This window comes from Pseudomonas sp. ef1 (assembly GCF_007293365.2).
In the GTDB taxonomy this organism is placed as follows: Bacteria; Pseudomonadota; Gammaproteobacteria; order Pseudomonadales; family Pseudomonadaceae; genus Aquipseudomonas; species Aquipseudomonas siliginis.
The window spans coordinates 3,250,370-3,275,098 of record NZ_CM129815.1; the positions used below are offsets into that span (position 1 = coordinate 3,250,370).

23 protein-coding genes are annotated in these 24,729 nt (G+C 61.8%); 5 read left to right on the top strand and 18 right to left on the bottom strand.

Annotated features, from left to right (window positions below):
- Window positions 1–8: 8 nt before the first annotated feature.
- Window positions 9–1,028: an alpha/beta hydrolase gene (locus tag FEE99_RS14715; protein WP_041478582.1), complete on the bottom strand. Its 1,020-nt coding sequence runs from the start codon at window positions 1,026–1,028 to the stop codon at window positions 9–11.
- A gap of 235 nt (window positions 1,029–1,263) precedes the next feature.
- Between FEE99_RS14715 and FEE99_RS14720 the strand changes: the two genes are divergently transcribed.
- The 4 genes from FEE99_RS14720 to FEE99_RS14735 all read left to right on the top strand — a co-directional run bounded on the left by FEE99_RS14720 (window position 1,264) and on the right by FEE99_RS14735 (window position 3,779).
- Entirely contained in the window at window positions 1,264–2,163 is a 900-nt protein-coding gene (locus tag FEE99_RS14720) for a LysR family transcriptional regulator (protein ID WP_041478583.1), read from the top strand.
- A 168-nt stretch (window positions 2,164–2,331) separates the two neighbouring features.
- Window positions 2,332–2,604 carry a CopG family ribbon-helix-helix protein gene (locus tag FEE99_RS14725; RefSeq protein WP_041478584.1) on the top strand — a complete coding sequence of 91 codons (273 nt, stop codon included), beginning with the start codon at window positions 2,332–2,334 and terminating at the stop codon, window positions 2,602–2,604.
- A 1-nt stretch (window position 2,605) separates the two neighbouring features.
- Window positions 2,606–2,881 (top strand): type II toxin-antitoxin system RelE/ParE family toxin, encoded by a 276-nt coding sequence (locus tag FEE99_RS14730; RefSeq protein WP_041478585.1) that lies wholly within the window; start codon window positions 2,606–2,608, stop codon window positions 2,879–2,881.
- A 100-nt stretch (window positions 2,882–2,981) separates the two neighbouring features.
- The gene (locus FEE99_RS14735; RefSeq protein ID WP_041478586.1) at window positions 2,982–3,779 is read left to right on the top strand and encodes a class I SAM-dependent methyltransferase; all 798 of its coding nucleotides are present in this window, start codon (window positions 2,982–2,984) and stop codon (window positions 3,777–3,779) included.
- Between the two features lie 126 nt (window positions 3,780–3,905).
- On the opposite strand, the gene FEE99_RS14740 is transcribed toward FEE99_RS14735, so the two are convergent.
- The 17 genes from FEE99_RS14740 to FEE99_RS14820 all read right to left on the bottom strand — a co-directional run bounded on the left by FEE99_RS14740 (window position 3,906) and on the right by FEE99_RS14820 (window position 22,594).
- Window positions 3,906–4,598 carry a GNAT family N-acetyltransferase gene (locus FEE99_RS14740; RefSeq protein WP_041478587.1) on the bottom strand — a complete coding sequence of 231 codons (693 nt, stop codon included), beginning with the start codon at window positions 4,596–4,598 and terminating at the stop codon, window positions 3,906–3,908.
- Window positions 4,599–4,655: 57 nt separating this feature from the next.
- Window positions 4,656–5,447: a carbohydrate deacetylase gene (locus FEE99_RS14745; protein ID WP_041478588.1), complete on the bottom strand. Its 792-nt coding sequence runs from the start codon at window positions 5,445–5,447 to the stop codon at window positions 4,656–4,658.
- On the bottom strand, window positions 5,419–6,606 hold the full coding sequence (locus FEE99_RS14750; RefSeq protein ID WP_041478589.1) for a GNAT family N-acetyltransferase: 1,188 nt from the start codon (window positions 6,604–6,606) through the stop codon (window positions 5,419–5,421). Before FEE99_RS14750 ends, FEE99_RS14745 begins: the two co-directional genes overlap by 29 nt.
- Window positions 6,607–6,610: 4 nt before the next feature.
- On the bottom strand, window positions 6,611–7,300 hold the full coding sequence (locus tag FEE99_RS14755; protein WP_041478590.1) for a hypothetical protein: 690 nt from the start codon (window positions 7,298–7,300) through the stop codon (window positions 6,611–6,613).
- Window positions 7,301–7,368: 68 nt separating this feature from the next.
- Window positions 7,369–9,288 carry a hypothetical protein gene (locus FEE99_RS14760; protein ID WP_041478591.1) on the bottom strand — a complete coding sequence of 640 codons (1,920 nt, stop codon included), beginning with the start codon at window positions 9,286–9,288 and terminating at the stop codon, window positions 7,369–7,371.
- Window positions 9,285–10,589 carry an oligosaccharide flippase family protein gene (locus FEE99_RS14765; protein WP_041478592.1) on the bottom strand — a complete coding sequence of 435 codons (1,305 nt, stop codon included), beginning with the start codon at window positions 10,587–10,589 and terminating at the stop codon, window positions 9,285–9,287. The genes FEE99_RS14760 and FEE99_RS14765 overlap by 4 nt, the downstream gene beginning before the upstream one ends.
- Window positions 10,586–11,587 carry a polysaccharide deacetylase family protein gene (locus tag FEE99_RS14770; protein WP_041478593.1) on the bottom strand — a complete coding sequence of 334 codons (1,002 nt, stop codon included), beginning with the start codon at window positions 11,585–11,587 and terminating at the stop codon, window positions 10,586–10,588. Before FEE99_RS14770 ends, FEE99_RS14765 begins: the two co-directional genes overlap by 4 nt.
- Before the next feature lie 13 nt (window positions 11,588–11,600).
- Window positions 11,601–12,737, bottom strand: coding sequence for a glycosyltransferase family 2 protein (locus tag FEE99_RS14775; RefSeq protein WP_041478594.1), 1,137 nt, complete (start codon window positions 12,735–12,737; stop codon window positions 11,601–11,603).
- Window positions 12,730–13,698 (bottom strand): glycosyltransferase, encoded by a 969-nt coding sequence (locus FEE99_RS14780; RefSeq protein WP_041478595.1) that lies wholly within the window; start codon window positions 13,696–13,698, stop codon window positions 12,730–12,732. Before FEE99_RS14780 ends, FEE99_RS14775 begins: the two co-directional genes overlap by 8 nt.
- Entirely contained in the window at window positions 13,695–15,065 is a 1,371-nt protein-coding gene (locus FEE99_RS14785) for an O-antigen ligase family protein (RefSeq protein ID WP_041478596.1), read from the bottom strand. The genes FEE99_RS14780 and FEE99_RS14785 overlap by 4 nt, the downstream gene beginning before the upstream one ends.
- Entirely contained in the window at window positions 15,062–16,153 is a 1,092-nt protein-coding gene (locus FEE99_RS14790) for a glycosyltransferase family 4 protein (RefSeq protein ID WP_041478597.1), read from the bottom strand. Before FEE99_RS14790 ends, FEE99_RS14785 begins: the two co-directional genes overlap by 4 nt.
- On the bottom strand, window positions 16,150–17,742 hold the full coding sequence (locus FEE99_RS14795; RefSeq protein WP_041478598.1) for a GumC family protein: 1,593 nt from the start codon (window positions 17,740–17,742) through the stop codon (window positions 16,150–16,152). The genes FEE99_RS14790 and FEE99_RS14795 overlap by 4 nt, the downstream gene beginning before the upstream one ends.
- 16 nt (window positions 17,743–17,758) lie before the next feature.
- Window positions 17,759–18,781 carry a polysaccharide biosynthesis/export family protein gene (locus FEE99_RS14800; RefSeq protein WP_041478599.1) on the bottom strand — a complete coding sequence of 341 codons (1,023 nt, stop codon included), beginning with the start codon at window positions 18,779–18,781 and terminating at the stop codon, window positions 17,759–17,761.
- Window positions 18,782–18,802: 21 nt separating this feature from the next.
- Entirely contained in the window at window positions 18,803–19,450 is a 648-nt protein-coding gene (locus FEE99_RS14805; protein WP_024012451.1) for a CpsD/CapB family tyrosine-protein kinase, read from the bottom strand.
- On the bottom strand, window positions 19,450–20,196 hold the full coding sequence (locus FEE99_RS14810) for a sugar transferase (protein ID WP_041478600.1): 747 nt from the start codon (window positions 20,194–20,196) through the stop codon (window positions 19,450–19,452). Before FEE99_RS14810 ends, FEE99_RS14805 begins: the two co-directional genes overlap by 1 nt.
- A 14-nt stretch (window positions 20,197–20,210) precedes the next feature.
- The gene (locus FEE99_RS14815) at window positions 20,211–21,245 is read right to left on the bottom strand and encodes an NAD-dependent epimerase (protein WP_041478601.1); all 1,035 of its coding nucleotides are present in this window, start codon (window positions 21,243–21,245) and stop codon (window positions 20,211–20,213) included.
- Window positions 21,242–22,594 carry a UDP-glucose dehydrogenase family protein gene (locus tag FEE99_RS14820; RefSeq protein ID WP_041478602.1) on the bottom strand — a complete coding sequence of 451 codons (1,353 nt, stop codon included), beginning with the start codon at window positions 22,592–22,594 and terminating at the stop codon, window positions 21,242–21,244. Before FEE99_RS14820 ends, FEE99_RS14815 begins: the two co-directional genes overlap by 4 nt.
- 388 nt (window positions 22,595–22,982) lie before the next feature.
- Between FEE99_RS14820 and FEE99_RS14825 the strand changes: the two genes are divergently transcribed.
- The gene (locus FEE99_RS14825) at window positions 22,983–24,680 is read left to right on the top strand and encodes a sulfatase-like hydrolase/transferase (protein WP_041478603.1); all 1,698 of its coding nucleotides are present in this window, start codon (window positions 22,983–22,985) and stop codon (window positions 24,678–24,680) included.
- Window positions 24,681–24,729: the final 49 nt, after the last annotated feature.

A 24,729-nucleotide genomic window follows, 5' to 3' on the forward strand; every position in this document is an offset into this window, starting at 1 on the left:
TTTCGCTTTTATGGATTCAGATGAGTCTTCAGTTCAGCCGCAGCCTGACGCACCGCCGCTTTGACTTCCGGAATCTGGCTCAGCGGATTGAGCAGGCCAAAGTCATGAATCATCCCGTTGTAACGCACCGAGGTCACCGGCACGCCGGCCGCATCCAGGTGCCGCGCATAGCCTTCGCCTTCGTCACGCAGCACGTCGAACTCGGCGGTCTGCACCAGCGCAGCGGGCAGGCCCTTGAGCTGTTCGGCGCTGGCGTTGAGCGGCGAGGCATGGATCTGCGCACGCTCGGCCGGGTTGGTGGTGTAGTTGTCCCAGAACCACTGCATCATGCCCTTGGTGAGGAAATGGCCCTCGGCAAATTGCTGGTACGAACCGTCGTCGAACTGCGCATTGGTCACCGGCCACATCAACAGTTGGAAGCGCAGGGCAGGGGCTTTCTGCTCCTTGGCCATCAACGCCACGACCGCCGCCATGTTGCCGCCGACGCTGTTGCCGGCCACCGCCAGCCGTTTGCCATCGACACCGATGTCCTTGCCGTGCTCGGCCACCCATTTCGTCGCGGCGTACGCCTGGTTGATCGCGGTCGGGTACTGCGCTTCCGGCGACGGCGTGTAATCGACATACACCGCAACGGCGCCAGAGCCGACCACCAGATCACGAATCAGGCGCTGATGCGTCGGGAAATCACCCAAGACCCAGCCGCCACCGTGGAAGAACATGAACACCGGCAACTCGCCTTTGACCTTGGCCGGGCGCACCACTTTCAGGTTGATGGTCTGGCCGTCGGCCTTGATCGCCTTGTCGCTGACTTCCACGCCGGACAGATCAACCTTTACCGAAGCTTGGGCACCAGTCAGCACTGCACGGGCGTCCTTCGGGCTCAGTTGCTCCAGCGGACGACCTCCGCCAGCGGCGAGGGCATCAAGGAACGCTTGGGTGTTGTGTTCGACGCCGGGGCTGCCTGCGGCAAATGCGCTGCTGACGGACAGGGCGAGGAGGGACGCGGCGAGGGTTTTCTTGATGCTCATGTTCAATTCCATTTTTGAATGTGTGATGTAGGAGCTGCCGAAGGCTGCGATCTGATCGTTCCCACGCTCTGCGTGGGAATGCAGCCGGGGACGCTCCGCGTCCCAACGATCAGATGGCTGCCTTCGGCAGCTCTTTGTGTTCAGGGTTGTTTTCAAACCGTGAGCACAGATTAATGGGCTGCTGAAAAGCGAAAAAGCGGCTATAAAGCGTTTAACTGTCCACCAGAGAGTGACAATGAACCCGTTCGAAGACATGCGTATTTTTTGCCAGGTCATGGACTCCGGCAGCTTCACCGCCGCGGCCGATCAATTGGGGCTGTCCAAGCAGTTCGTCAGCCGCCGTTTGATGCAACTGGAAGAGCGCCTCGGTGTGCGCTTGTTGAATCGCTCGACCCGCCGCCTCGACGTCACTCCGCTGGGGCAGAGCTATTACGAATCGGCGTTGCGCTTGTTGGGTGAGGTGGAACAGGTCGAGCAGGGCATCGCCGGCGAAACCGCCGAGCCGCGCGGCACGATTCGCCTGAGCGCGCCGTTGTCGTTTGCCGTGGCGCATCTGGGTTGTCTGCTACCGCTATTCCTGCAGCGTTATCGCGAAGTCACAGTCGAAGTGGATCTGAGCGATCGCCCGGTCGACCTGCTCGGCGAAGGTTACGACCTGGCCCTGCGCATCGGCGTGCTGGAGGACTCGACATTGATCGCCCGACGTATCGCCAGCATCGAACGGGTCTACTGCGCCAGCCCGGCCTACCTCGCCGAACGCGGCACACCACTCAAACCCGAAGACCTGCACAGCCACGATTGTCTGCCTTACGGCCACGGGCGCTCGGTGCAATGGCGCTTCAACGAAGCGCCGGGCAAACCGCTGCTGATCAACGTCGCCGGCCGCATGCGCGTCAACAACGGCGAACTGCTGCGGGACGCAGCGGTGCAGGGGATGGGCATTACCTATCTGCCGACCTTCATCGTTGGTGCGGCGCTGAAGGATGGGCGCCTCGTGCCCGTGCTGGATGATTTACGCCCGGAGCCACTGACCCTGTCAGCGGTTTATCCGCAGCATCGCCAGGCTTCGCGGCCGGTACAGGCGCTGGTGGAGTTTTTGCGTGAGCGGCTTAACCAGAGTCATGTGAATCTTTGATGTTATTTACCGTCGAGTATCGCGTTCTGTCGGGCCAAATAGCGGTGCATGGGCAGTTATGATTAACTTTGATTCAATTTGTATCAAAGCTGAGCGAACACAATGGGGCAGGACTACTCTGATCGACGGTGAACCCCCGCTGCCCGCAATCTCAAGGAGTCAACTGACATGGCCGCGCCAATGAAAACCCGATCCGTGACTGCCCATGTACCCGTGCAATTGGCCGAAAAGGTCGATCTGATGGCTGAGCGTCTGGAACGCTCGCGTAACTGGATTGTGAAACAGGCCCTGAGCGCCTGGATTGATCAAGAGGAAGAGCGCAGCCGTTTGACGCGCGAAGCCTTGGCTGATGTGGACGCCGGGCGCGTTATCGATCATCAATCAGTGCAGGCATGGGCGGACAGCTTGAGTTCCGATACGCCTCTCAAGGCTCCACTTTGATATGGAGTTGAAGTGGACCAGCAAAGGGCTTTCCGACCTGACCAGGCTTTACGAGTTTTTGGCAGCAGTTAATCAACCTGCCGCTGCGCGCACTGTGCAACAGCTGACCGCCGCTCCGATAATGCTGCTAGCCAATCCGCGCTTGGGTGAACGTCTGGAAGAATTTGAACCGCGAGATGTTCGAAGGATTCTGGTCGGGCACTACGAAATGCGCTACGAAATTGTCGATTCGACTATCTACCTGCTGCGCCTTTGGCACACTCGCGAAGAGCGATAATTCATCGCCAGACTCGCGCTTACAACATCGCAACAACCCCAATTCCGGGTCTGTTCTAGACTCACGCCGCTCAATCACGAGCCTCACCCGGAGTAGCGCCATGGAAGTGCCCAACCCCAAAACCGCCATCGAAAGCAATCGACAGGCGTGGAACGATTCCGCTCGCCATCATCAGGATTCACCGGACTGGCAGGCATTGCTCAGCGATGTTGCGCAGGGGGAGTTTTGCTGCCTTGACGACACCTTGCGTGGCTTGCTGGACGTCGACGGCAAAGACGTGATTCAACTGGGCTGCAATAACGGTCGGGAGAGCCTGTCGCTGTTTGCGCTGGGTGCGCGCAGTGCGGTCGGCGTCGATCAATCGGCAGCGTTTCTTGAGCAGGCCCGCGAGCTCAACAGCCGCTCGCCGCATACTGCCGAATTCGTCGAGAGCGACATCCACCATCTGCCCGCATCGCTGCATAACCGCTTTGACGTTGCCCTGATTACCATTGGCGTACTCAACTGGATGCCTGACATCGGCGAATTCTTCCGCCATGTCGCGCAGGTGCTGAAGCCGGGCGGCAAGCTGGTGATCTACGAAACCCATCCGTTTCTGGAAATGGTTGATCCGCAGGCTGAAGATCCCTACCGCCTCGCCAGCTCGTACTTCCGTGCCGAGCCGTTTGTGCAGCAAGAGCCGATCGTTTACGTAGGTAAAGTCGAGCAGCCGGCGGCAAAGTCGTACTGGTTCGTGCATACGCTGGGCGCGATCTTCAGCGGCGCCATTGGAGCGGGGCTGAGCATTGTGGATTTTAAGGAATATGCGCATTCGAACCGGGAAGAGGTGTATGACTGCTACCTGAACCAGCAGGCGCAGCTGCCGATGTGCTTTAGCCTGGTGGCAAGCAAGGCCTGAGAACCTTTTTTGCGACGGCTGGCCTCTTCGCGAGCAGGCTCGCTCCCACAGGGAAACGCATTCCAATGTGGGAGCGAGCCTGCTCGCGATGGCGGCCTTGCGACCGCCACATTTCACAAGGCCGGATCAAGCCTGCGCCGCGGCACTTACCACCGGCCGGCCCGGTTTGCGCAGCGGATCCAGGCGTGAGCCTTCATAGCGGGTTTCGCGGAAGAATTTCCAGCGGCCGAACAGGCAGTAAACGTGGGTCACCCGGCCCTGTTCCTGATAACCCATGCGGATATGCAGTTTAAGCGCCGGGATGTTGTGGGTTTCGCAAACGTCGACCACCTTGGTGCAACCCTGCGCCGCCATCGCTTGCCACAGTGCAACCTGCACGTCCACCGACAGGCTGCTGCCGAAGTAGGCGCGGATCATTTCGCCGCCGAATTCGAAGAACTCGCCGGGTTTGACCGGGAAGGTGCAGCCGTAATAGTGGCGGTCGTGGTAGTCGCGAATGCTGCCCCAGATAAAGCCCACGGCGTGGCCATCGGCGTCGAGGTACATGTGCCCGGTGTGGCCCTCGGCAGCCAGTTCGGCCATGGTGCCGACTCGGTCGCCGAAGTGTTTGCTGAACGCCACGGCGTTCTCCGGGGTGATGTCGACTTTGCGCAGGCCTTCATACGGGCGCAGTTTGTGTGGCGGTACCGGGCTGACCAGGTCGCGCTCCATCCACAGCAGTTCCCAGTGGAAGAACACGTAGCGTTTCCACAACGTGCCGACGGTGCGGCCCAGGCCTTTCTGTCTGATGCGATCTTGCACTTTGGTGATGATGCTCATGATGCCCCTCCAGGGTCTTGGCCCGGATGTTGTGGTGAGTGTCGTTACAGCGGTGATTCATTCGAGCGCCGTAGCGCCCTGCGTTTCTTCTCGATTGAGGTCGGCATACGAGACTCGCGCGACGCCTCTCAAACCCTGTTCGATTACCTCGCTCAAAGACTCGCCGGAGTCGAGATAGGCATCACCGAAATCGACGCCGAGGCGGGTCGGGTGGGCGACGATTTCCAGCACGCCGTCGCTGGGGACGCTGGCATTGCGCAGGTCCACCGGGGTGCAGACGTAATCGGCGGTGACCCGCGCCAGACTCTGCAAACGGCCATTGAGCAAACCCTTGAATAGGCGCTTGGGCAGCGTGAGGTTGTGCCCGAGGTTGCGCGCCAGCCGAATCGGTACGCCTTGCTCGGCGGCAAACTTCGCGACGACTTCGCCGATCGGCCAGATGTTGTGTACGTGCTGGTGCGAGTCGATATGGCTCGGGCGCATGCCGTGATCGACGCAGCGTTGCCACTGCGCCTGTAACTCGGCGCGCACCGCGTCACGGTCTGCGCGACTCAGCCACAGGCTGTGGCGGGGCAGGTTGAGGTCGAACACGCCGTTGCCATCGCAAAAGGTCCGCCGCCCCAGGATCGCCTGGCTCAGCGGGCGCCCGTAGGTCAGGTTGAAGTGCAGACCGATCCGACCTTGCAGCGTCGGATGGCGGGCCATGGTGCAGGCGGCTTCAAACGCCGGCATGTTGGCCATGGCCGTGGCCGAGCTGATCAGGCCGGCCTGGAAGGCAGCGAAGATCACTGCGTTTTCGTTGGCGCTGAGACCGAAGTCATCAGCGTTGACTATGACTTGGCGAGGCATGGCCGCCCTCCGGAGTGATTGCGACAGGTTGCACCAGTGCTGCAGATTTTTTGTTGGCGCGCCTGGTGCGCCACTGCTGCACGGCGGGCTTGCAGCGATACCAGATGCGCAGCGCCAGACCCAATGCCAGCCCACTTGGGCGCCACGAATAGAAACTCCAGCGCCAGTGTTCCAATTGCCCGGTCATGCGTTCGTGCAGTTGATGGCTGGAGTTTTCCAGGCTGACCCGCGAGGCATCGATCCAGCGCCAGTGCTCGTCCAGGCCCCAGCGAATCCATTCCTCCAGCAACACCCGGCCACTGCCCAGATCGGCGTACTGCGGCAGGAAGGCGAGGTTGTAATCGTAGAGCCGGCCCTGTTCGAGCAGGCCGAGGCGATAGCTGATGCAGCGGCCGTTCAGCTCGAGCATCACCACGCGTACCAGGCCTTGGCCGGCGAGGGCGGTGAAGGCGCGTTCGATCCATTGGCGACTGCGCGGTGTGGCGAAAATCCCGACGCCTTCATCGCCTTTCCAGCTCACCGCCTCGACTTCGCTGATGGTCTGCAACAAGGCAGCCATGCTCAGCGCATCCGGGGTAATCCGGCGGATCTGCGCACCGCACGCGGCAATCCGTTTGCGTGCCCGGCGCAGTTTGTAGCGCGGGTCGCCGGAGACTTCCTGATGGTCGGCTTCGCTGATCAGATGCACTGGCACCCGGCAGCTCAGGCGTCGCTCGGCCGTGGAACTGCGCGCCATCCATGCGGTGACGGCACTTTCTTCACCCGCAGGCTCCGACAATTCATTGAGTTGCAGCAGCGCATGGGGCAGGCGCTGGCGAATCAACAGCAGCGCCTCGTGCATGTCCGCGCCGCCGAGCAACGACAGCAGGGCCAGACGATCAGCCAGCGGATAACCCAAGTGATGCAAGACCCGAAACGGCACGCCGGCGAAGCGCTCGCGGCTGGCTACCAGCGGCAGGCACAGGCGTAGTTCTGCGGCTTCCCAACCGAGCAGAATGTGCAGGCGCTGATCCTCACCCAGAGCCTGTTCCGCCGCACATAACCAGCCGAGATTGTTGAACGGCGTATGGTCGGTCACGCCCAGGCGCAGCGTTTCATACGCGGTTGCCGGGAAGTCGGCGGCGCACAGGGACGTGCGCCATTCGAATCGCATCACCATAGGTTCAGGCCGCCGTTGCGTTGACAGGTGGACGGGAAGTTTTACCCAGCGCCGCCAGGCGCGAACCGCTGTAGCGGGTTTCGCGATAGAAGCGCCAGCGGCCGAACAGCGTGTAGATATTCATGATCCGCCGTTGTTCGGTATAGCTCATGCGCAGATGCAGCTTGAGCGCCGGTATGTTGTGCGACTCGCAGACATCGACCACTTTGCTGCAGCCCTGGGCGGCCATGGCTTCCCACAGGCGCAATTGCAGGTCCACCGACAGCTCTGTCCCCCAGTAGGCCCGGGCCAGTTCGCCGCCGAACTCGAAGAACTCGCCGGGCTTCACCGGGAATCGGCAGCCGTAGTAGTGCCGATCGAAATAACTGCGCGGCGTGCCCCAGATAAACGCCACGGCATCGCCTTGCTCGTCGACATGCATGTGCCCGGTGTGGCCTTCTTTGGCCAGCTCGGCCATCGTGCCGACACGGTCGCCAAAGTAACGCGCGAAAGCGCTGGCGTTGTCCGCGGTGATCCTGACCACGCGCAGCGGCGGATAGGGTTTGAGCTTGTGCGGCGGCACCGGGCTGACCAGGTCGCGCTCCATCCACAGCAGTTGCTGATGGGAAAAAATGTACAGTTTGCGGATCTTGCCCAAGGTCGCTCGCAGGCCTTTACGACGAATATGTCCGCTGAGTTTTTGCAAAACATCCATGGTCTCTTCTCCTGATGAAGGTGCCATGCGCGGCATCAAGCCCACGCGGCAGAGCATCGAAGGGCGGCTCATGAAGCGCTCCAGCTCAGGGCAAACAGGGTTTGTCCCGGCAGTTCGAAACGCACGCGCCCGTTGTCGCAGGCAAACGGTGCGTCGCGGCTGCGATTGTCGGCGCCGAAGTAACGCAGGGCGCCATGGTTGAGCGGGCATCGGGCGCCGCTCAGATCGACGCGTTGCAGGCGCGTACCTTTGTTCACTCCGAGCAACGTGCGCTGCTCGTCGCCGGCCATCGCCAGCACATCCACCTCAAAGGCATCGTTGTCCAGTTGCAGCACCTGGTGCAGCCAGTGGCGGGCGATGAATTGCTGGGCCAGGCCGACCGGTTTCAGCTCGAAGCGATCGTCGCCCAACACGCGCAACATGCCTTTGGGGTAATGCGGTTCGTCAGCGGCCTGAAACCAGTTGAGCATGCTCAGCAAACCGTCCTGCGAGGCGTTGATCACCACCGACGCCCACCACAGCGAGGTGTAGTGGGTTTCCTGATCGTAGGGGCTAAGGCTGGAGCCGCTGGACAGGTTGGTCTGATCGAGCAGCAAGGCCTTGCGCGGCTGACCATTGGCGTCGCGGCCGACCAGTTCGGCGGCACGGCGCACGCTGTCGCGGTAGACGCGGGTGGCGAGCAGATCGCGAATCATCCATTCATGCCAGGCCAGTGCCTCGACCTGATCGTCTGACTCGCTGAGCAGGCGCCGTGCCCAATCGATTCCGCGCTTGTCCGCCGCGTTATCGGCGAACGGGCCGTTGACCAGTCGCGAACTGGCCGGCATGGCGATGCGCACACCGGCGCGGGCGTTGGCCGGGTCGCTGCGCACCTGACGGGCCATGCTGGTGAAAATCGCCTGATATTGCTCGTAGCTGGAGTAGTTGAGATTGGGCTCGTCGGCAAAACCGATGTAGTGCATGCCGTTGCCGCCCAGTGCGCGGGTGGTGGCCAGCCAGGCGTCGAGGCCGCTGTTGCTCTGCACGTCGGCGCGCAGATCGGCCTGGCGCTGACTGCCCGCCAGCAGGGTGATGTCGTTGCGAATGCCGAAGCGCTGCTGATAGACCCGGCGAAACGCGTCTTCGAATTGCGGGTTCTGCGCCGTGACGTCGACGAAACTGTAATAGCTCGCTGCCGTCGGTTTCAGCGCATCGAGCAGCGCGTGGCTGGCTGCGGGCGGCATCACGTAGGGCAGGGCAATACCGAGATCCGGCGTGCGCCCGAGGACTTTGTCGTGCAGCACCAGCCGGACATCTCCGACCTCTTCGCGCAGCGGTTGCAGTTGCTGCGGATTCTGCGCAAACAGATTAGCCGTGCCATCAAGCCAGAACGCCGCTTTGCCGCTGCCCTGCAGTTGCAGGCGCCAGACCTGCTCGCGGGGGCTGACTGGCAACGCGACCTGATCGAACTGCCAATAGGCGCGATATGGCTTTAGTGCCAGAGTCAGCGCCTGGTGGTCGCCGATCCGCTGCGCCTGTAGCGCGGTGACGCCGCCGTGAAATTTGCCGGCGAGCACTGCATGCTCACCGGCCGCGACTTTGAAATACAGCACGTCGCCATTTTTGCTTTCGGCACTGAAGTGCACTTTGGCCGGGGCAAACAGGGCAACGGTGCGTTCATCGTGTTCGATGCGGTAGTGGCGGAAGCTGTAGCCGGGAATTTCCAGTCGATAACTCGCCGCGCCGGGCAGCAGCGGCCAGGTCTGACTGCCACGGGTTTCGCTGGCCTTGATCACGCGTTCGCCGAGCAATTTACCGCGACCGTCGAGCAGGTACAGTTGCTCTTCGTTGGCATCCGCTTGCCACGCCGGGGTCCAGCGCACGGTCACGCTGTCAGGCTGATCGGTTTGCAGAAACAGACTGCCGTCACGAATCTCGCCCCAGCGCATCGACGCCGCCAAAGCGTCCAGCGACAGGCCGAGACCGAACAGCAGGTACCAGCCTTTCATGCGGGCTTCCTCTGCAGCATCGACCACATCGGCAGCACGTCGCGGGGCAGGATGATCAGGGTTTGCCAGAACGGCACGCCGCTCAACCGGCAATACAGCACGAGCATGGCCACGGTCACCGCCAGATAGGCGATCGATGAGGCGGCGGCGGCGCCGACGATGCCGTAGGCCGGAATCAGCACCAGGTTCAGCGCCAGATTGAGCAGCGCGCCGAGGCCCATCAACAACGACACCGTGCCGGGGCGATTCTTGCCCAGCAAGTCCAGGCGCAGAATGCTCGCGTAGCACAGACCCAACAGCCCCGGCAGCAACGCCAGCAGCGCCGGGTACGCCGGTTGGTAGGCAGCGCCAAACAGGGTGACGATCAACCACTCGCCGATCACGGCCATGCTCAAACAGGCGCCGAGCATCACCGTCGCGGTCAGGCGCAGCGCCAGCGGAGTGACCTTGTCCATGCCTTCATCCTGTTGCAGCAGGCGTTTCATCAGGGGCGTAGTCACCGCTTCGGGGACGATCAACAGCAATTCGGCAGCAGCGCTGGCCATGGCGTAATGGCCCAGCGCGGTGCTGCCGAGCAGGGCGCCGATGAACAGGTAATCGGAGCGCAAAATCACTTGCTGGAACAGCAGATCGGGATGGCTGCGCGCGCTGTAGCGCAGCAGCTCCTTCTGGCTGGCGCGATCCCATTGCAGCTGCAATGGCTGCGCCCGCTTCAGCCAGACCCAACCGGCGAGCACCACCAGACTGATACCGGCCAGCCAACTGATCAGCGCTGCCTCCAACGCCGCGCTCTGCCACATCCAGAACAGTGCGACGAACAGCAACAGCGGCGCCAGCGATTCGATCATGCGCAAGACGTTGAACGCGACCACGCCACCCGAGGCGTTGTGCAGGGTCAGCAGGCCGCTTTTCAACACGGTCAACGGCACCGCCAGCAGCAACAGCCAGGCGAGCAGGCCCAGTTGCGTGGTCACGTCCAGTTGCGTGCCGAATTCGCGCACCAGCGCCACCACCAGCAAAGTCAGCAAACCGGCCAGCAAACAACCGAACACCAGCACCTGGCTGAGCAGCAAACCCATCGGCCGCTGCTTGGCCGCCTGATAACCGACCGCCGAATTCAAACCGCCGCTGGTGGCCGCGCTGATCAGGTCAGGCAGGGTGCTGAGCAGGGCGAACAGGCCGCGTTCGCTGGGGCCGAGAATCCGCGCGAGCAGGACGTTGCGCAGCAAACGCAAGGCGATCATCGCCAGCTTGGTGCCCATGCTCAACGCGAGGTGCTTGAGGTAGTTGCCTCGGCTCATGGCCGCGCTCCCCGGTAGATCCGCCACGACAGCAATTGCGGATGGCGCGCGGTGCGCTGGCTGACGCCGAAACGCGGCAGGTTCAGCGGATCGCCGTCGCCGCGATAGATCCCGGTGCCGGTGCCCAGCGCAAACGGGTAATCGTGATCGGCGACCTGCTGGCGAACGCGATCATCGTTGTCGCCGTTGGGGTAGCAATAGACCGGTAGAGGTCGGTTGCAGCCGTTGTTCAATGCGTCGCGGCTGCGGCGGATTTCTTCGCTCAGGCGCGCATCATCGAGACCGGTGAGGATTGCGTGGCTGGCGCCGTGCGGGCCGAACCGCACCAGACCGGAGGCTTCCATTGCCCGCACCTGATGCCAGTCCAGTGCCTGTGGCAGCGAGTCCTTCGGGCATTCGTCGGTGAGTTCTTCCAGCTCCTGCGGAGCCAGGCTTTTCAGCCCTTGGAGGTAATGCAGCAGCGCCAGGCTGCGGCGCTCGACATCGATGTCATCAAGCAGCACCGGCAGCGGATGTTTGCGCGCATGCAGGCATTCGATCAGGTGCATGCGTGCTTTATCGCCATGGCTGCCCCATAGGGTTTCGCCAAGGCTTTCCCACCAGAAGCGCTGGCGGCTGCCGATGAAATCGGTGGAGAGGAAAATGCTCGCCGGCACCTGGTGTTTCTGCAGCAACGGGAAGGCGTTGACGGCGTTGTCACGCCAGCCATCGTCAAAGGTCAGCGCCACCCTTGGGCGTTCACTGCGCAGGGCGTTGGGCTGGAGAATTTCCATCAGCGGCACGCAGTCGAAATGCTTGCGCAGCCACACCAGCAAATGCTCGAACGCTTTCGGTCCGACGCACAGTTCATTGCGGTGCGGCAGGTCGGCGGCGCGGTCATTGGACAGCACGCGGTGCAGCATCAGAATCACCCCCGCGCCCTGCAACTGCTGACGGCCCACCGGCGAGTTGAGATAGAGCCAGCCACTGGTGCTTTTTATCAGTTGTTTGATCGCCATGGCTTCGGTCCTCTTAACGGTTCTGTTCCGGATTCCACTGGGCATACCGCTGACCGCGCAGGAACTGCCACAGGCCGAGACTCATCCCGGCGAGGGTGACCAGCAGAAACGCGGCGAGGCGGAACGGTTTCGGCAAGCGGTGTTGCGCATCCAGCAGCCCGGCAATTGCCACGCTGTAGCCGAACAGTTGCGCGATCAGGCTCAGGCGATAGAAAGCGTGCTCGTCCCACAGCCAGCAATTGCTCAGCAGCAATGGCAGCAGGAGTACCGGCGCCAGGCGGCGGATCAATTTGTGGCTGATCAACGCCAGGGAATACAGGCCATGCTTGAGCGGGTTGAGCAGTTCGCGGCGCTGGGCCAGGCTTTGCAGGCCGCCGACGGTGACGCGCTGACGGCGGCGAAACTGTTTGTCCGCCTCGTCGACGCCATGGTCGATCACTTGCGCTTCGGGCACGTAGACGATGCGCTTGCCGGCTACCGGCGCGCAGGTGCTGATAAAGAAGTCGTCGTTGACTTCGGCCGGTACGTTCTGGAACAACTCGCGGCGCAGGGCGAGCAGGGCGCCGTCGGCCGAGACCATGCAGCCGGTGCGGTTTTCGACCCGGCGCAACCAGCCTTCGTAATGCCGGTACAGGCTGTCGCCGATGCTCAGGCCGCCACCAGTAACCGGGATCACCATGTGCCCGGCGCAAGCGCCGACCTGTGGATCGCTCAGCGGCGCGAGCAAGTGACCGAGGGTGTCGCGTGACCATTGGTTGTCGGCATCGGTGAACACCAGAATGTCGCCGCTGCTCAGGGCCGCGCCGGCATTCAGCGTGGCGGCTTTGCCCTGACGCGGCAGGTCAAGCACGGTGATGCGCGGATCAATCACTTTGTGCGCGCAGGCCACGGTGTCATCGGTAGAGCCGTCGCTGGCGAGAATGATCTGCAGCGTTGCCGGTTGATAATCCTGGGCCAGCAGCGTGCGCAACTTGTGCTCGATATGCCGCGCCTCGTTGTGCGCGGCGATGACGATGCTGACGTTCAGCGGCGGCGCCGGCGTGTGTCGCCACGCTGGAAACAGCGGCGCGAGGATCGTCAGCAACAGCGGGTAGCCGACGTAGGCGTAGACCGGCAGCAACAGGCACATCCAGAAAATGAACTCAGCCACGGGCAGGCCTCCTTGCGTTCCATTGACACAGACTCAAAATGAACGCCGCGCCGGCCAGGTGCAGGCGCAGCCAGTGCAGGCCCCACAGTTGCAGGGTCAGGAGCGGATCACGGTGCTTGAGACTCTGGCGAACGCTCAGTACCAGCCCCGGCATCAGGGTCAGCGTCACCATTAGCGCTGCGTGGTGCGGAAAACCGTCGAGCAGTGCGGAAATCGCCAGGAAATCGAGGATCCACACCAACAACGACAATATTGGAAAGCGCAGCAGGCGCAGGCTCATGCCATGGGTGCGCAGCAGTTGCAGATGGCTGCCCTGACGCCACATTTCCTTGCCCATCCATTCGCGCCAGTTCATCTCGTAACCCCAGTGCAGCGCGACCTTGTCATTGACCGACAGCAGACGCGCGCCCTGTTCGTGCAGGCGCAGTGTGAATTCCTTGTCTTCGCCAGTGCGCAGGGCCTCGTTGAAACCGCCGACCTTGTCGAACCATTCGCGACGCATCAGCAGGTTGGAACTGGGCAGCCAGTCAACGCTATGACTGACCCGGTGCGACGGCTGCGAAGTGCGCCGCTGCCAGGCCGTGGCGAACCATGGCGCCTCGGCCGGCGTATGCAGATCCAGGCCGAACACATCGGCTTGGCCACTGGCTTGGATGTCGAACAAGGGCTGCAACCAGGTTTCAGGCATTTCCACGTCGGCGTCGATGAAAGCCAGCCATTCCCCGCTGGCGATCGCCGTGCCGCGATTACGCAGCGCGCCGATCAACAGCCCCGGCAAGCTCAGCACGGTTGCGCCGAACTGCCGGGCAATCTGCGGACCCTGATCGGTCGAGCCGTTGTCGACCACGATCAGCTCGCACTCGACATTGGCCGCGTGTGCGGCTTTCTGCGCGGCGAGCAGGGTACGGCCAATGTGCCGCGCCTCGTTGTACATCGGGATGACGATGCTGATCCGCTTCATGCCTGCGTCTCCGGGGTCAGTGGCGCCTGCTCGGCCTTGATGCGCAGGACGCTGGTCAGCGCCAGCATGATCCACACGTATTTCTGGTTCGGCGCGCTGAGGAACATCAGGAACAGGGTCAGCGACAGAAAGCTCACCCCCATGTGGGTCATCATGTCCGCCCGATGTCCATCACCGCGCAGCATCCACGCCGCCCGCGCGCGAATCAGGTTGTACAGACCGAGCCCGAGCATGCCGACGAAGAACAGCCCGGCGGGCACGCCCAGTTCGCTGAAGATTTCCAGATAGGTGTTGTGAGCGCGGCGGTACAGATCGCCGATCTTGCGGTTGGCGGAAAACGCCTTGGCGTAACCGGTGGTCGCGTAATGCAACGGGAAGGTCCCGGGGCCGGAGCCGAGCACCGGGTGCTCGCGGATCATCTGGCTGCCGACGACGATGTAGGAAGCACGGCGGCCGAGGGATTCGTCCTGCGCCTTGGAGCCGGCGCTGAGGATGCTCAATGACTGGATCCGCGCCATGTAACCGGCCGGCATGGCGTAGATCGCCAGCGGAATCACGATGGCCGCACCGAGCATGACGAAACCCAGATGCCGTGGGCGGATGTGGGTCAGTTGCGCGCGGTAGTGCCAAATGCCGATGAGCAGGCTCAACGCCAATACCACCAGGCCGGAACGCGATTCTGTCTTGGTCATGCCACCGAGCAACAGCAGGCAGCAGGCGCCCCAGAACAAGCGGTGCAGCAGGTTCGGGCTGCGGATCACCAGCAGCAGGGCCAGAGGAATGGCGAAAGCGATGAGCATGGCAAAGGCGTTGGGGTCTTCGAGCAGGCCGGCGGCGCGGCCCTGATCCTGAAATTTCGCCGAGAACATCGCCATGGCGCAGGTCGCGGTGACGGCGAGGGTCACCAGCCGGGCGAACAGGTCAAGGTTCAGTTCGCGGCCGATCAACAAGGTAATGACAAACAGCACCAGACCAACGCTGAGTTCGCGCAGATGCCCCAGCGACATGCCCATGTCATCGGTATTGAGCAGGCTGAGAAAATACAGAACCATGAAGCCGATCAGGCAGTGCCACAGGTTGCTGCGCAGGCGTTGCGACGGAATCTGGTGCAGCGCCAGTTGCAGCATCACGATCACCGCCAGCGAGGCGCCGAGCAACTTGCTTCCCGACACTGAACTGTCTTTGAAGAACCCTTCGAACGGCACCAGCGCAGCAATGCCGAGCAGGCCCCAGGTCGGCTTGCGGTACAGGACGGTGAAACCGACCAGGCCAATCACCGCCCCCGGCGCCAGATACGGCCAGGGACTGGCCAGCAGACCGAGGCTGACCAGGGCGAACAGACTGACGATCGAGAGCGGGAAAATCATGCGCGTGTCTCCCGTGCCGTGTGGATGTACAGCTGCGACCAGCGTTCGGCCAAAGCCTTGAGGTCGTAGCGTTCCTGTTGGGTGCGTCTGGCGTTGTCGCGCAACTGCGCGGCCAGCTTCGGTTCGGCCAGCAAGGTGTCGAGCTGGCGGGCGAGGGCGGCGGTATCCGTCGGCGCCGCGAGCAGGCCGTTGTGACGATCCTGCAAGACATCCGGAATACCGCCGACCGCGAACGCCACCACTGGCACCCCGGCCTGCATCGCTTCGAGCAGAATCATTGGCGTGCCCTCGGTGCGCGAGCTGATCACCAGCGCATCGAGTTGTTGCCACCAGCCTTGCATCGCCGTCTGGTAGCCCGGTAGGCGAATCCGCTGCTGCAACCCGGCAGCATCGATGCGCGCCTGCAAGGGCTCGCGTTCCGGTCCGTCACCGAGCATCACCGCGTCCAGTTGCGGATGCTGGTGACACAATGCGATCAGCGCATCGAGGAACAGGTCCGGGCCTTTCTCGCTGCTCAACCGCCCGACGTAACCGGCCAGCCAGCGTTGCCGCTCTGCCAGCGACGGCATCGCTGGCGCCGCTGGCAAACCATTGGGAATCACCTGCAACTTCTCCGTCCGGACGTTGGCCTGACGGTGCAGCACGGCGATACTTTCCGCCACGCAGACCACCCGTTTCACCGACGCCGTGCGGCACAGTTGCAGGCTTAGCCAGGTGTAGAACTTCTGCTTGCGACTGCGCGGCGTGAACCCGTGCTGGGTGATCACCAGCGGCAGGCGCAACAGCGTGGCGCCGACCCAGCCGAACAACAGCCCTTTGAAGTTGTGAGTGTTGAGCAACGGTTTGTCGCCACGGCGCTGACGCAAGTGCCGCAACAGCTCGCCCGGCCCTGAACAAGCGCGAGCGTCCACCCCAGCCTCGCGAAAGCGCGAGATCAGCTCAGGCGGTGCGTCGAGGAACAGCACCTGATGCTGCCCCGGCGTGGCCAGGCAATGATCCAGCAACATCCGCTCGGCCCCGTAGAAGCCGCCGCTGCTGAGCAAATGAATGATCGGCAGGGCGACGATTGGGGTGGACACCGCGTTCAATTGCGCACCCAGTGAACCAGGCTCGGCATGGTCCAGTTCTTGTGCGGATTGCCCGGCTGCGACGTTTCTTCGTTGAGCACCAACAGCACCGGCAGGCCCAGCTCATGGCTGATTTGCGCCGGATGCTTGAAGCGGTGATCGAAGAACTCACGCACGTAGACGAACGCGATTGCCAGCAGCAGACCGGTGAACAGCCCGAACGGGATGATCAGCAGCGGTTTCGGGAACGCTGCCTCGGTCGGTTCGAACGGCGGGCTGAGTACCCGGGCGTTGGACAGGTCATCGTTGAGCGAGCGCGTGGTGCTGCTTTCGGCAAAACGCTGGGCATAGGTCGAGAACGCTGCGTGCAGCGCATCGATCTCGGTGTCCATCTGGCGCAGTTTGCTCTGGGTCTGCTGCAGGTCGCGGATGCGGTTCTTGAACTCGGCGATGCGCGCGGTTTTCTGCTCGATCACCTGCTTGACCACGGCCAGATCGGCGGTGCGTTCCTGGATGCGGTTGCTCACCACTTTGAGAAACTGCTGACGGGTGCGGGCGATCTGCTCGCGGGTCAACAGCATCGGTTCGCTGCCGGGCTGGAAAACCGCCAGATCGTTCATGTAGCGGCTGACCTGGCTGGTCAGTTGCTCGCCCATCTGTTTGATTTCCCGGTCCTCGAACGCCACGTTGTCAACGGTGGTGGTGAAGGTGTAGGGGAAGGTGTAGTCGTTGAGCTTGCTACTGCTGGCGGCGGCGAGCGCGGTTTTCAGATATTCCAGCCAGCGCTGGCTTTGCAGCAGGCGGTCCTGATACAGGTTCAGCGCCTGTTCTTCAGTGTTGATGGCGTTGAGGCGGAAGGTGATTTCCTCCTTCGGATCCGCTGCGCCGACATTTTCCAGCAGTGCTTGACGATTACCTTCCAGGCCATCGAGACGCACTTGATACTGGTGCTTTTTGGTCTCGTAGAACGACTGCGGCAAGTCGATCGATTGCAGGGCCTGACGGCTGACCAGATAGTTCTGCAGCAGGGCGCTGACAAACGTCGTGCCTTGCTGCGGATCCGGGAAGCTGTAGGTGATCGAGATCACGTTGGAACCGGGCAGGGTTTCGATTTTCAGGCTGTCGACGGCTTGCTGGGTCAGGGCGTCGAGGGTGGTGTCACGCACCGGATCGGTTTCCATGCCGAGCCCGTTGCGCAGTGGGTTGATCACGTACTCGCGCAGCGGTGTCGAGACGTAGCGCTTGAACGGTTCGCCAAGCAACTTGGCGAACACCCCGGGTGGCGGGCTGTATTCACCGTTGTCGCGCAGTTCGCTGATGGTCTGACGGATCAGCGCTGGCGAGCGGAGGATGTTGCTCTCGGTTTCCATGTCCGCCAGTGACGGTGGAATGAAGGTGGCGTTGTCCACCGTGAGCGACGTGGTGGCGTCGCCCTGAGAGAGTTTTTTCGACTGCACGATGACCTGCGCGGTGATATCGAAGCTCTGTTTGAGCAGCAACGGCAGGAGCAGGGCGATGACTGCAAAGGTCAGGAAGACGCGCTTCACCAGTTGCTTGTTGGCGAAGAAAATCCTGAAGAACTCATGCAGGTAGTTTTCCTTGGGGTTCATGTCGGTCACCTGTGAGTTAGTTGTCACTGTCTTTGTTGTCGACGCGGTAGCCGAAGCTGAAACCGACGCCCTGGAACAGCACCACATCAGCCAGTTGGCGGGCGAGTTCGCCGGCGCTGGCCAGTTTGGTTTTTGGCACGTAGAGCATGTCGTCCGGTTGCAGGTAGGCGATTTGCGGGGCGTCGCCGGACAGCGCTTTTTCGACGTCGTAGCGCACGGCTTTCACCTGATTGCCGTTGCGCCGCATGATCACCACCGAATCCAGCCGCGCCTTGACGTTGGTACCGCGCGCCAGGGTCAGCGCCTCGAGCACCGACACCGGCCGGCGGATCGGATACGAGCCCGGTTGTGCGACTTCACCCAGCACGTAGATCTCGTTGCCGGCGGTTGACTTGAGCAACACGTCCACGGTCATGCGGCCCGGCAGTTGCGCGTACTTTTTGTTGAGGAAGGTTTCCAGTTGATTGACGGTCATGCCTTGCAGCGGTACGGCGCCGATTTCCGGAAAACTCGCGTAGCCGTCAGTGCCGACGGTGATCTCGCGGCTCATGCCGGTGGCCGGGTGATTGAGGGCGCTTTTCAGGTTCTGCTCGTTGCTCAGCGGGCTGATGATCTGCACGGTGAGCTGGTTGCGGTTGGGCTGGAACAGCTGTTTGCGCTGATACACGCGCTGGATTTCCTGGCGCGCTTCTTCGCTGGTCAGCCCGGCGATTTTCACCGAGGTGTTGGCGCCCGGCAGTTCGATGGTGCCGTCGGGCAGCACCAGTTGATTGCCGTTGAGCTGGCTGGCGGCGGTGAAATTCAGGCCGATCTGGTCGCCCGATTGCACGCGGTAAGCGTCCGAGCCGCTGGTGCTGATATGGAAGATCACGTCCAGCACATCCTGCGGGCGCAGGGTCTGCTCGATCTTCGGCATATCGGTCGCCTGGGCGTTGGCCGGGGAGGCGGTGAGAATATTCACCGGCATGTTCTGGGTGTCGGAAGTGCTGGAGCAGCCCGCAAGCGGCAGCAACAGCAGGACAAGCATTCTGGCGTTCATGGCGTCATCCTTTGCGTTCGCTTACAGGTTTTTGTAAAGCCATTTGGGCATGTAGTACTTGCGCCGGTTGAACACGCTGCCGACCACTTTCGCCCCGGCCTGAGTCAGGCGTTGCACAGCGGCCTGGGCGACTTCCCAGCGGGTGTCTTCGGCGCGCACGACAAACACCACACCGTCGACCTGAGTACTGATGACCAGGGTGTCGGCGGCGGAATACACCGCGTCGCCGTCGATCACCACAAAGCGGTACTGGCTGCCCAACTGGTCGAGCAACGGGCTCAGGCGCTCGGCGGTCAGGTGTTCCAGCGTGCGGATCGGCCGGCCGTTGGGCAGCACATGGAAGGGCAGGCTCGAGACCTGCACCACGCAGTCCTGCAACAGCGGCGGGTTGCCCGGGTTGAACAGCAGGTCGCGCAGGCCGCGCTCCTTGCCGAGGTTCATCTGCTGGGTGAGGTTGTTCGCCGACTGGCTGGCGTCGACCAGCAGCACCTGGCCGCTGCTCATCTGCGCCAGCTGACTGGCCAGTGCCAGAGCGCTGGTGGTGGTGCCGGCGCCGGGGTTGGCGGCGGTCAGGAACAGAATGCGCAGATCGAGATCCAGCACGGTCGAAGTCAGATTCGATTCGCTGGGGCTGGCGATGCTCAGGCTTTTATTGGTTGAACCGTCCATTAGCTTGCTCCGTGGCCGCTGAATACTTTGAAGGGGGTTTTCAACAGAATCTTCAGATCAAGCAGAAGGCTCTGCTCGGCGATGTAGCTGAGGTCCAACTCAACGCGCTGGTCGAAGTCGATGTTGCTGCGTCCGGAGATCTGCCACAGACCGGTCATGCCGGGGTAGATCGCCAGACGCGCGAGGTGATTGTCCTTGTAGCGGTAAGCGTTGAACGAGGTCGGGCGAGGGCCGACCAGGCGCATGTCGCCGGTCACTACGTTGATCAGATTGGGCAGTTCGTCGAGGCTGGTGCGCCGCAGAAAACTGCCGATGCCGGTGACGCGCGGATCCTTGTCGATCTTGAAGTCGATGGCGTCGGCCCCGTGTTTGTTCAGGTGGCGCAGCGACTCTTTGAGGTCTTCGGCGTTGCTGACCATGGTGCGGAACTTGAACATGCCGAACTTGCGCCCGCGATAACCGGTGCGTTTCTGCACGAACAGCACCGGCCCCGGGCTGGTGAGCTTGATGGCCAGGGCCAGGCCCAGCAGCACTGGCGAGATCAGCACGAGAATCGTCAGCGCGCCGAGGCAGGCGACCACCCGGTTGGTCCGCGACAGCTGCCATGGGCGGCCACCATCGCGGCCGCTGAGCCAGCCGCGACCCTGACGGTGGATCGCCGCGTCGAGGCGCATGCGATGTTCCGGGTCGACGCGCTTGTCAGGGCGCATCTGTGCAATCGACACACTTCTTTCATGTCCAGTCATGGCGTCCTCCGCATTCAATCAGCCGCAAGCGGCGCACGGGCAGTGGGGTAGTAGTCGCGGAACCAGGCGATGAAGCGGCCCAGTCCTTCATCCAGTTCTATCCGGGGCTGGAATCCGGTGGCCTGGGCCAGATCGCTGGCCTCGGCGCAGGTGTTGAGCACGTCGCCCGGTTGCAGCGGCAGCAGCTCGACAATGGCTTGCCGATCGAGATGTTTTTCCATCAGCGCGAGGTAGGTTTTCAGTGCAACCGGCTGCTGCCCGCCAATGTTGAACAGACGCCACGGCGCCATGCTGCTGGCCGGGTCGGGCTGCTCGCGATCCCACTGCGGATTGGCTTGCGGTGGCTGATCGATGAGGCGTGCGATGCTTTCGATGATGTCGTCGATGTAGGTGAAATCGCGCTGGTGCTCGCCGTAATTGAACAGCTTCAGCGGCTCGCCCTCGCTGATCGCCCGGGCGAACTGGATCGGCGACATGTCCGGCCGACCCCAAGGCCCGTACACGGTGAAAAAGCGCAGGCCGGTGCAGGGAATGCCGAACAGATGGCTGTAGCTGTGCGCCATCAGCTCGTTGGCTTTTTTGGTCGCGGCGTACAGCGACAGCGGATGGTTGACGCCATCCTTGACCGAGTAAGGCGTGTGTTGATTGGCGCCGTACACCGAACTCGACGAGGCGTAGATCAGGTGTTCGACCGGGTGGTGGCGGCAGCTTTCGAGAATGTTCAGGAAACCGTTTAGGTTGCTGTCCAGATACGCCCGTGGATTGTCCAGCGAATAACGCACCCCGGCCTGCGCAGCCAGATGGATCACCACTTGTGGCTGCTCGCGGGCAAACAGCGCATCGATCGCTGAAGCGTGGGCCAGATCCACCGTGGCCAGCGGAAAATCGCCGACCTGCTCGCGCACCCACTGCACGCGGTCGTGCTTGAGCTGCGGGTCGTAGTAGTGGTTGAAATTGTCCAGGCCGACCACCGAATGCCCGTCGCGCAGCAAGCGCAGGACGCAATGGGCACCAATGAAACCGGCGGCACCGGTCACCAGAATCTTCATGGCCGCAGCCCTTCAGGGGCGATGTGGCGCAGGCCGATGCCGCTGTAATGCAGGCCGGCGGCGGCAACCTGTTCTGGGTTGTACAGGTTGCGCCCGTCAATGATCACTTTCGAACGCAGCTTCTCGGCGAGCAGTTCGAAATCGACCACGCGGAAGTTTTTCCACTCGGTGCAGATCACCAGCGCGTCGGCGTCTTCGAGAGTGTCGTCGCGGGTCGCGCACAGGTGCAGGTCGTTGCGATAACCGTAGATGCGCCGGCACTCGGACATGGCTTCCGGATCATAAGCCTGCACGCTGGCGCCTTCGGCCCACAACGCGTCCATCAGGTAACGGCTGGGGGCTTCGCGCATGTCGTCGGTGTTCGGTTTGAACGCCAGGCCCCAGACGGCGATGGATTTGCCGGCCAGGCCTTGCGGAAACTGCGCGCGCAATTTGCTGAACAGGATGTGCCGTTGGCTGTCATTGACGTCGGTGACGCTGCGCAGCAGTTTCAACGGCATGCCGTTGTGTTCGGCGGTGTGCAGCAGGGCACGCAGATCCTTGGGAAAGCACGAGCCACCGAAGCCGCAGCCCGGATAAATGAAGTGGTAGCCGATGCGCGGGTCGGAGCCGATGCCTTTGCGCACCGCTTCGATGTCGGCGCCGAGCAGTTCGGTGAGATTGGCCAGTTCGTTCATGAAACTGATGCGGGTGGCGAGCATCGCGTTGGCCGCGTACTTGGTCAGCTCGGCGCTGCGGTTGTCCATGAACATCAGTTTTTCGTGATTGCGGCAGAACGGCGCGTACAGCTCGCTCATCTGCTCGCGGGCAGCGTCGTCGCGGGTGCCGATGATGATCCGGTCCGGGCGCATGCAGTCGGCGAGGGCACTGCCTTCCTTGAGAAATTCCGGGTTGGAAACCACGCGCACCTGCAGCTCGGTTTTGCCGCGCAACAGCAATTCGCTGGTGGCCGTGGCCAGAACCTGGTCGGCAGTCCCGACCGGCACCGTGGATTTGATGATCAGCGTACGATTGGCCTCCATCAGACCGGCGATCTGGCGGGCGACGTTGAGCACATGGCTGAGGTCGGCTGAGCCGTCTTCGTCCGCCGGGGTGCCGACGGCGATGAAAATCAGCTCGGCGTGAGTCACCGCATCACTGGCCTGAGTGCTGAACAACAAGCGCCCGGCCTTGATGTTTTCTTCAAGTGTTGCGGACAGGCCTGGTTCACTGATGGGCGGCACCGCTTGTTGCAGTTGTTTGATCTTGTTCGGATCAATATCAATGCATAAAACCCGATGGCCGACATCGGCAAGTGCAGCGGCTTGTATAAGTCCGACATAGCCAGTGCCAAATACGCTCACGTCCATCTGCGCACCTCAATAAAACCAGAAAAGTTAATTACGGATGAGATTGTTAAAGGGGTATAGCGCAGGGTTTGGAAAGCGTGTCAGCAAAATGACATGTTGCACGGGTATAACACTTGAGGCGTTTTTGGCGATTGGCCATCAAGTCATTGCTGCCATTGAATTTGTTGTTTTCTTGCAGATTTGTTCAGATTTTATTTAACCGACAGACGGTCTAAGTCCCCGAAATTAAAGGATTTCACCGCTACAGGTGTGTCAGATTTGAGTCACCGTTTTTTTGACGCTTTCCCCGCCTATCAGTCATTTCTTGCGCTTTGATGGCCGGGTGCTAGTGTCAGGTTCTGACCGACAAAGCTTTGACAACCTCCCATTTCGGACGGCCGGTATCGCCATGTTCAAATACGCCAAGGAACTGCTTTTAGTTGCCTACTTATTGCTCTTTTCCGGCTATTATCTGGACCGGTTAAATGCTATCGGGTGGGGTTTAAATGCACTTGTTTTTGGCGCGATGTTTTTGGCGCTTACTTTCGCGTTATATCTAACTGCCTATATACGTCAGGCTCTCGTTCGACATGCATTCGCATTAACGATGTTTGCCGCAGCGGTTTTTTTCGATGTCTATACCCGGGTCACGGCGGATTACCTGAGGTACAGCGATTTTGTCTCGCTGGTGTACTCCGGCGGCTTCATTCAGGAAGCGGCCTATCAGTATCGCGATGCGATCCTGCGCGCGCTGCTCAGTGGCTTGCTGCTGTTATTCGGCATCGGACTCAAGCCGCGTCATGCGCTGTTCATACCCAACACGTTGCGAGTAGCGGCTCCGGTCATCGGCGTGTTCATGCTCAGCGCTTTGCTGTTTTTACGTGCGGGTGAGGGCGCACGTGGTCTGCCGATCATGTACACGCCGCTGGCCTACCTCAACCTGTTTGCCTACGAAGCGTTGCATGACACCGTCGGCCCGCGTGAATCGGTGACGCTTGCGCGCGCCACGCCTGCCGTCGGCCACGATATCGTGCTGATCATCGACGAAAGCATTTCCGGCAATTACCTCGACATCAACGCGCCGTTCGGCGTGCACAGCAACCTCAAGCAAGCGCCGGCCGGGGTCGATGTCTTCAACTTCGGTTATGCCGCGTCCATTGCCAACTGCAGCGCCGACACCAACGTCACCTTGCGCTACGGCGGCACCCGCGCCGATTACAGGCGCATCAACAGCACGTTGCCGTCGATCTGGCAGTACGCGAAAAAGGCCGGGCTCGGTACGGTCTACATCGACGCCCAGCGCACCGCCGGCAACCTGCAGAACCTGATGACCGCCGCTGAGAAAAACGACATCGACAGTTTCGTGCAATTCGACCAGACCAGCGTGCGCGACCGCGACATGGCGGCAGCGGCGAAGCTGATTGAACTGCTCAACGACGATCGGCCCGAGCTGATCGTGATCAACAAGGTCGGCGCGCATTTTCCGGTGCATGACAAGTACCCGGACGCGTTCATGGCCTACCGGCCAACGCTGCCCCGCGGGCAGTTCACCGAAGTCGCCGACACTGGCGAACGCCCCGGTTTCAATGGCCAGCCGGATGACTGGGTGCTGTATCGCAACGCCTACAAGAACACGCTGTTGTGGAACGTCGGCGAGTTCTTCGCCCGGGTTTTCGCCCAGGCCAATCTGGACAATGCGCTGCTGATCTACACCTCCGATCATGGCCAGGATCTGCATGAGCGCGGCAATCCGGGCTTGAATACCCATTGCGGCGGCGACCCGGTGGAAGAGGAGGGGCTGGTGCCGCTGGTGGTGATTCAGGGTAGTGGCCTCAGGACGCCGAACTGGGCGGCGAATCTGCCGGCAAACAAGGACCGCTCCAGCCACTACAACATCTTCCCGACGCTGCTGCAGGTGATGGGATATGACCTTGCGGGGATTGAAGCGGTATATGGCAAACCGCTGAGCGTGCCGACGGCGGATGAGTTCACTTTCAACTACCGCTTCAATGCGCGCTTGGGGGCCAAGCCTGAGTGGAAGCATATCGATCTGGGCAGCATTGTTACGCCTGAGCGGGCGCCGGCGAGTGTGGCTGCGGGGCAATGAGTTTTGGATTGCTCGGGCGGGCCTCTTCGCTGGCAAGCCAGCTCCCACA

Bases quoted from the DNA above. Each gene is read 5' to 3' on its own strand.
- FEE99_RS14725 (WP_041478584.1), top strand. From the start codon at position 2,332: ATGGCCGCGCCAATGAAAACCCGATCCGTGACTGCCCATGTACCCGTG.
- FEE99_RS14820 (WP_041478602.1), bottom strand. From the start codon at position 22,594: ATGGACGTGAGCGTATTTGGCACTGGCTATGTCGGACTTATACAAGCC.
- FEE99_RS14780 (WP_041478595.1), bottom strand. From the start codon at position 13,698: ATGAAGCGGATCAGCATCGTCATCCCGATGTACAACGAGGCGCGGCAC.
- FEE99_RS14750 (WP_041478589.1), bottom strand. From the start codon at position 6,606: ATGGTGATGCGATTCGAATGGCGCACGTCCCTGTGCGCCGCCGACTTC.
- FEE99_RS14755 (WP_041478590.1), bottom strand. From the start codon at position 7,300: ATGGATGTTTTGCAAAAACTCAGCGGACATATTCGTCGTAAAGGCCTG.
- FEE99_RS14730 (WP_041478585.1), top strand. From the start codon at position 2,606: ATGGAGTTGAAGTGGACCAGCAAAGGGCTTTCCGACCTGACCAGGCTT.
- FEE99_RS14765 (WP_041478592.1), bottom strand. From the start codon at position 10,589: ATGAGCCGAGGCAACTACCTCAAGCACCTCGCGTTGAGCATGGGCACC.
- FEE99_RS14795 (WP_041478598.1), bottom strand. From the start codon at position 17,742: ATGAACCCCAAGGAAAACTACCTGCATGAGTTCTTCAGGATTTTCTTC.
- FEE99_RS14805 (WP_024012451.1), bottom strand. From the start codon at position 19,450: ATGGACGGTTCAACCAATAAAAGCCTGAGCATCGCCAGCCCCAGCGAA.
- FEE99_RS14735 (WP_041478586.1), top strand. From the start codon at position 2,982: ATGGAAGTGCCCAACCCCAAAACCGCCATCGAAAGCAATCGACAGGCG.
- FEE99_RS14740 (WP_041478587.1), bottom strand. From the start codon at position 4,598: ATGAGCATCATCACCAAAGTGCAAGATCGCATCAGACAGAAAGGCCTG.
- FEE99_RS14745 (WP_041478588.1), bottom strand. From the start codon at position 5,447: ATGCCTCGCCAAGTCATAGTCAACGCTGATGACTTCGGTCTCAGCGCC.
- FEE99_RS14815 (WP_041478601.1), bottom strand. From the start codon at position 21,245: ATGAAGATTCTGGTGACCGGTGCCGCCGGTTTCATTGGTGCCCATTGC.
- FEE99_RS14810 (WP_041478600.1), bottom strand. From the start codon at position 20,196: ATGACTGGACATGAAAGAAGTGTGTCGATTGCACAGATGCGCCCTGAC.
- FEE99_RS14720 (WP_041478583.1), top strand. From the start codon at position 1,264: ATGAACCCGTTCGAAGACATGCGTATTTTTTGCCAGGTCATGGACTCC.
- FEE99_RS14715 (WP_041478582.1), bottom strand. From the start codon at position 1,028: ATGAGCATCAAGAAAACCCTCGCCGCGTCCCTCCTCGCCCTGTCCGTC.
- FEE99_RS14785 (WP_041478596.1), bottom strand. From the start codon at position 15,065: ATGATTTTCCCGCTCTCGATCGTCAGTCTGTTCGCCCTGGTCAGCCTC.
- FEE99_RS14760 (WP_041478591.1), bottom strand. From the start codon at position 9,288: ATGAAAGGCTGGTACCTGCTGTTCGGTCTCGGCCTGTCGCTGGACGCT.
- FEE99_RS14825 (WP_041478603.1), top strand. From the start codon at position 22,983: ATGTTCAAATACGCCAAGGAACTGCTTTTAGTTGCCTACTTATTGCTC.
- FEE99_RS14770 (WP_041478593.1), bottom strand. From the start codon at position 11,587: ATGGCGATCAAACAACTGATAAAAAGCACCAGTGGCTGGCTCTATCTC.
- FEE99_RS14800 (WP_041478599.1), bottom strand. From the start codon at position 18,781: ATGAACGCCAGAATGCTTGTCCTGCTGTTGCTGCCGCTTGCGGGCTGC.